This is a genomic window from Dactylosporangium sp. NPDC051484, from assembly GCF_040689395.1.
GTDB lineage: Bacteria > Actinomycetota > Actinomycetes > Mycobacteriales > Micromonosporaceae > Dactylosporangium.
In genome coordinates this window covers 47,427-53,510 of sequence record NZ_JBFAZX010000007.1, presented here as the reverse complement: position 1 = coordinate 53,510, position 6,084 = coordinate 47,427, and the positions used below count along the sequence as shown (strand labels likewise).

Genomic DNA, 6,084 nt, shown 5'->3' with positions numbered 1-6,084 from the left:
TGGCTGCGCGCAGGGCCGCCTTGATGGGTGCGCTCTTCGCGGCCGCCTCGGCGACCTCCGCGGCCGGGTCGCTGTCCCACACGATCCCGCCGCCGGCCCAGAGGTGCACGCGGCCGTCGGCGACGGCCACGGTGCGGATGGTCAGCCCGAGGTCGACCGAGACGCGCCCGTCCCGGTCGTGGCCGATCCAGCCGCACGCGCCCATGCTGGGCCCGCGGCCGACCGGTTCCAGCCGCGTGGCCACGTCGATCGCGGCGAGCTTCGGCGCGCCGGTCACCGAGCCGCCGGGCCAGACCGCGGCGAGCAGTTCCGCGAGGCCGACCCCCGGGGCGAGCCGCGCGCTGACCGTCGACTCGGCCTGCCACAGCCCGGACCAGCGGCGGATCGCGAAGAGCTCGTCGACGCGCACCGAGCCGACCTGTGCGACGCGGCCGAGGTCGTTGCGCTCCAGGTCGACGATCATCACGTGCTCGGCGCGTTCCTTGGCCGAGGCGAGCAGCTCGGCGCGGCCCTCGGCGGTGGCGGGGCGGGTGCCCTTGATCGGGCGGGTGACGGCCCGGCCGCCCGAGACCTCGACGAGGGTCTCCGGCGAGGCCGACGCCAGCGACCAGCGCTCGCCGCGCAGGACGCCGCCGTACCGCGCGCCGGGCAGGGCCGCCACGCGGGCGAGGGCCGGGGCCGGGTCGCCGCCGAACGGGGCGCTGGCGTGGCCGACGAGGTTCACGACGTACACGTCGCCGCGGGCGATCGCGGCCCGCACCTCCTGCACCGCGGCGGCGTGCCCGGCGGGGCTCCAGCTCGGTGTCCAGTTTCCGACAGTCCCGGGCCGCGTTGCGGCCGCGATTGCGGGGAAATCCCCCACGGCTGCGGGGAAACTGGCCAGTGCGGACGGGGTCCGGTCGCCGTGCGCGTAGGCGACGGCGACGAGGTCGGGCACCGCCGCGGCCGGGGAGGGTGTCACGGAGGGTGGCGACAAGAGCACCGCGATCCCGCAAGTGGACGCGTCAATCACCTTCCGTGACGAAGCCAAATCCCCGACCGGCACTCCGTGTGATTCCGCGAAAGCGGTCAGCAATTGAAGCGGATCGCCGCCATCCCGCGCGTGCCATTCCAGCCGGGAGCGCTCCCAAACACGCGATCGGCACGCGGCGGGCAACCCGGGAGAGGGAAGATCCACAATCCGGGGCCCGTACCCGACAACCGGCCCTAATGTGCTCATACGAAGGGTGGATTATCCCCAAGTTGTGCCGTGACATGCTCGGAATAGTGCCGTTGACCGTAGTAGCGTGCATCACTGGTCATGTGAAGAACCACACAGGCCTTACCTGCATCTCTCAATCGGAGACCCCCGATGCTCTGCCAGCACCAGCCGCCCTGCCCCTCAGCCGCCGACGTCGACCGCGAGGCCGCCAAGATCACAGCGAGCCATCCCGAGCAGGGATGGAGCCTTCTCTGCAACGGTGTGATCGCCTTTGAGGACACCGGGGAGCTTCTGCCCGATTGCAGTGTGATTGAGCCGCACCGGGGTCCGGCTCCACACACGCTCGTCGGCGCCGCATAGGTAACGCTGCGTATTTACCGGCCCGTCACTCTTCGTACGCGGAGGTGGGCGGGCAGGCGCACACCAGGTTCCGGTCGCCGTAGCTGTCGTCGATCCTGCGCACCGGCGGCCAGTACTTCGCCTCGCGCGCGGCCGCGGACGGGTAGGCCGCCACCGACCTCGGGTATGCGTGCTCCCACTCGTCGGCCGTGACCACCTCCGCCGTGTGCGGAGCGTTCACGAGCGGATTGTCGCCGGCGGGCCACTCGCCCGCCGCGACCCGGTCGATCTCCCCCTTGATCGCGATCATCGCGTCGCAGAAGCGGTCCAGCTCGCCCAGGTCCTCGCTCTCGGTCGGCTCGACCATGAGGGTGCCGGCGACCGGGAACGACATCGTCGGGGCGTGGAAGCCGTAGTCGATGAGCCGCTTGGCGACGTCGGCGACGGTCACGCCGCTGGCCCGGGTGATCCCGCGCAGGTCCAGGATGCACTCGTGCGCGACGAGGTGCTCCGCGCCGCTATAGAGCACCGGGTAGTGCTCGCGCAGCCGGGCCGCCACGTAGTTGGCCGCCAGCACCGCGGCCGCCGTCGCCCGGCTCAGCCCCTCCGGGCCCATCAGCCGCAGATACGTCCACGGGATCGGCAGGATTCCGGCGGAGCCCCAGGGCGCGGCCGAGACCGGCCCGACCGGCGCGTCGGCCGCCAGGAACGGGTGCGACGGCAGGTACTTCGCCAGGTGCGAGCGCACCGCCACCGGCCCGACACCGGGGCCGCCACCGCCGTGCGGGATGCAGAACGTCTTGTGCAGGTTGAGGTGCGACACGTCGGCGCCGAACTTGCCCGGCTTGGCGTAGCCGAGCAACGCGTTGAGGTTGGCGCCGTCGACGTAGACCTGCCCGCCGGCCTCGTGCACCTTCGCGCACAGGTCGGCGATGCCGGTCTCGTACACGCCGTGCGTCGACGGATACGTCACCATGATCGCGGCGAGCCGCTCGCCGTGCTGCACGATCTTCTTGTCCAGGTCGCCCAGGTCGACGTTGCCGAGCTCGTCACAGGCGACGACGGCGACCCGCATGCCCGCCATCACCGCACTTGCGGCGTTGGTGCCGTGCGCGCTGGACGGGATCAGGCACACGTCCCGCCCGGTGTCGCCGCGCTCCAGGTGATACGCCCGGATCGCCAGCAGCCCGGCCAGCTCGCCCTGCGATCCGGCGTTGGGCTGCAGGCTCACCGCGTCGTAGCCGGTCACCTCGGCCAGCCAGCGCTCGAGGTCGCCGATCAGCCGGCGATACCCCTGGGTCTGCGACGCCGGCGCGAACGGGTGCAGGCCGGCGAACTCGGGCCAGGTGATCGGCTCCATCTCGGCCGTCGCGTTGAGCTTCATCGTGCACGACCCCAGCGGGATCATGCCCCGGTCGAGCGCGTAGTCCTTGTCGGAGAGCCTGCGCAGGTATCGCAGCATCGCCGTCTCCGACCGGTGGCTTGCGAACACCGGGTGGGTCAGGTACTCCGACGCGCGGCGCAGCCCGGCCGGCACCGCGCCGGTGCCGTCCAGCCCGGTCACGTCGACGTCTGCCAGCCCGAACGCGGCGAGCACGTCGCGCAGCTGCTCGAACGTGGTGGTCTCGTCGCAGGCGATGCTCACCCGGTCGGCGTCGACGTGGCGCAGGTTGATCCCCCGCGCGGCGGCGGCCTCGACGACCGAGGCCGCCCGGCCCGGCACGACGGCGGTGACGGTGTCGAAGAACGCGAGATGCTCGGTGGTGACCCCGCCCGCGCGCAGCCCCGCGGCGAGCCGGGCGGCCGCGTCGTGGGTGTGCGCGGCGATCGCGCGCAGCCCGTCCGGGCCGTGGTACACCGCGTACATGCTCGCGGTCACCGCGAGCAGCACCTGCGCGGTGCAGATGTTGCTGGTCGCCTTCTCCCGGCGGATGTGCTGCTCGCGGGTCTGCAGGGCGAGCCGGTAGGCGGGCGCGCCGCCGGCGTCCTTCGACACGCCGACGAGCCGGCCGGGCAGCGTGCGCTCCAGGCCCTGACGGACCGAGATGTAGCCGGCGTGCGGGCCGCCGAAGCCCATCGGCACGCCGAAGCGCTGGGCGCTGCCGACGGCGACGTCGGCGCCGATCGCACCGGGCTCGCGCAGCAGGCACAGCGCCAGCAGGTCGGCGGCGACGGTGACGATCGCGCCCCGCTCGTGGGCCAGCTCGACGAGGGCCTCGTGGTTGCGGACCGCGCCGGAGGCGCCCGGATACTGCAGGTGCAGCCCGAAGAACTCGGCCGGCAGCTCCTGCGCCGCGAGGTCGACGACGCGCACCTCGATGCCGATCGGCTCGGCCCGGGTCCGGATCACGGCGAGGGTCTGCGGCAGCACGTCGGCGTCCACGACGTACACCTCGGAGGAGACCTTGGACGAGCGGCGGGCGAGGGTCATCGCCTCGGCCGCGGCGGTGGCCTCGTCCAGCAGCGACGCCCCGGCGACCGGCAGCCCGGTCAGGTCGGCCACGACCGTCTGGAAGTTGAGCAGCGCCTCGAGCCGCCCCTGGCTGATCTCGGGCTGGTACGGCGTGTAGGCCGTGTACCACGAGGGGTCCTCGAGCACATTGCGCAGGATCACGGGCGGTGTGTGCGTGCCGTAGTAGCCCAGGCCGATCATCGACACGAGCGGCCGGTTGGCCGAGGCGAGCGCGCGCAGTTCCGCGAGCACCTGCGCCTCCGACGCCGCCGGCGGCAGCTCGAGCGGCTCGCGCCAGCGGATCGAGCCGGGGATCGCGGCGGTCATGAGCTCCTCGACCGACTCGTATCCGACGGCCTTGAGCATGCGGGCGTGGTCGTCGACGGACGGACCGATGTGCCGCGCGGCGAAACTCGTCATAGCAACACTCTCTGGGTCTCGCGGGACAGGGGCGATGCGATGCGCTCCTCCCCCTCTGTCGCAGACTCCAGAGGTGCCAACCCGTCGCGGTCCTTTTGCCTGAGAGGTTCCGGGGAGGATTTGCCCCTTCGGCGCCGCCGTCCGTTGCCAACGGCGGTCTCTCCCACGCGGGTATTGCCGGCTCGCCTACCCTACCTCCTGTGCAGGACCTGACCAGCGTGGCGTCGCACACGATCTATTCCGCGATCGTCGGCTCCCGCGCCTACGGCCTCGACGGACCGGACTCCGACACCGACCGCCGCGGCGTCTTCCAGGCGCCGACGCCACTGTTCTGGCGCCTGGACAAGCCGCCGGCACACCTGGAGGGCCCGCTGCCGGAGCAGTTCTCGTGGGAGGTCGAGCGCGCCTGCACGCTCGCGCTGGCCGCCAACCCGACGGTCTGGGAGTGCCTGTCGTCCCCGCTCGTCGAGCGGGTCACCGACGCCGGCCGGGCCCTGCTCGGCCTGCGCCCGGCGTTCCTGTCGCGCCGGGCCGCCCGCACCTACGGCGACTACGCCCGCGACCAGCTGGCCAAGCTCACCTCGGCCCGGGCGAAGACCGGCGAGGTGCGCTGGAAGCAGGCGATGCACATGGCCCGCCTGCTGCGCGCCGGCGCCCATGTGCTGCGCACCGGCGAGGTCCTGGTCGACGTCCGCGCCGCCCGCGACGAGCTGCTCGCCATCCGCCGCGGCGAACTCACCTGGGAGGCGTTCGAGGCCCTGGCCGCCTCGCTGTCCGCCGCGCTGCGGCGCGCGGAGAGCGCCTCCACCCTGCCGGAGGAGCCGGACCGCGCGGCGGTCGAGAAGTTCCTGGTGGAGCTAAGGGCCCACACATCGGTCCCAGCGTCGGTACCGCACGTGCCCGCCCCGCCGCCGCTGCCGGTCCTCGACGACGTGCCACCGTGGGCGGGCGACGTGGCCGACGAACACCGTTACCCGCTCGTCTTCGCCACGGTGAGCGGCGCCCACCTCTACGGCTTCGCGTCCGTCGACTCGGACCTCGACCTGCGCGCCTGCCACGTCCTGCCCCTCGACGAGGTGGTGGGCCTGACGACGGGCCCGCAGACGGTCCAGTCGAGCGGCGTCCGCGAGGGCATGGAGCTCGACGTCGTCAGCCAGGAGCTCGCCAAGTTCGCCCGGCTGCTGCTCAAGCCCAACGGCTACGTCCTGGAGCAGCTGCTCTCGCCCCTGCTGGTGCGCACCTCCGCGCTGCACGAGGAGCTCAAGGCCCTCGCGCCGCACTGTCTGACCCCCGAGCACGCCCGGCACTACCTGGGCTTCGCCGCGGGCCAGTGGCAGCTGTACCTCAACACCGGCGAGCTGAAACCGGCCCTCTACACCCTGCGCGTGCTGCACACCGGCATCCACCTGATGCGCACCGGCGAGGTGGAGGCGGACCTGCGGGTGCTCAACACCCTCCCGTACGTGCCCGGCCTGATCGAGGCCAAGCGGGCCGGCGAGCACCGCGCCCTGCCGCCGGACCTGGTCGACCAGCGGACCCTGGCGGCCGACGTGGCGCGGCTGAGCGCCGAGCTGGAGGCCGCCCGCGACGCCTCGAAGCTGCCGGACACCCCGTCCGCCGGCCCGGCCCTCAACGACCTCGTCATCCGCACCCGCCTGCATCGCTGAAGCCT

General features: G+C 72.8%; 4 protein-coding genes, 1 pseudogene and 1 riboswitch. Of the genes and pseudogenes, 3 read left to right on the top strand and 2 right to left on the bottom strand.

Translation table 11 applies throughout. The annotated features are described in order from the left end of the window. A partial coding sequence (locus tag AB0367_RS15050) for a chorismate-binding protein (RefSeq protein ID WP_366226861.1) occupies nt 1-1,219 on the bottom strand: 1,219 nt, incomplete at its 3' end. Between the two features lie 132 nt (nt 1,220-1,351). On the opposite strand from AB0367_RS15050, the gene AB0367_RS15045 reads away from it, so the two are divergent. Next, a complete protein-coding gene (locus tag AB0367_RS15045) occupies nt 1,352-1,561 on the top strand; it encodes a DUF5999 family protein (protein ID WP_350559594.1) in 210 nt (69 codons plus the stop codon). Between the two features lie 25 nt (nt 1,562-1,586). Here the strand turns inward: AB0367_RS15045 and gcvP are convergent, their stop codons facing one another. Next, nucleotides 1,587-4,412 (bottom strand): aminomethyl-transferring glycine dehydrogenase, encoded by a 2,826-nt coding sequence (gene gcvP / locus AB0367_RS15040; protein ID WP_366226860.1) that lies wholly within the window; start codon nt 4,410-4,412, stop codon nt 1,587-1,589. Between the two features lie 77 nt (nt 4,413-4,489). Next, a riboswitch (glycine riboswitch) is annotated at nt 4,490-4,588 on the bottom strand. 33 nt (nt 4,589-4,621) lie between these two features. Between gcvP and AB0367_RS15035 the strand changes: the two are divergent. Further along, nucleotides 4,622-5,275, top strand: a pseudogene (locus AB0367_RS15035) (nucleotidyltransferase domain-containing protein); the annotation flags it as partial. Nucleotides 5,276-5,326: 51 nt separating this feature from the next. Next, nucleotides 5,327-6,079, top strand: a complete 753-nt coding sequence (locus tag AB0367_RS15030) for a nucleotidyltransferase domain-containing protein (RefSeq protein ID WP_366227117.1) — start codon at nt 5,327-5,329, stop codon at nt 6,077-6,079. Nucleotides 6,080-6,084 lie beyond the last annotated feature (5 nt).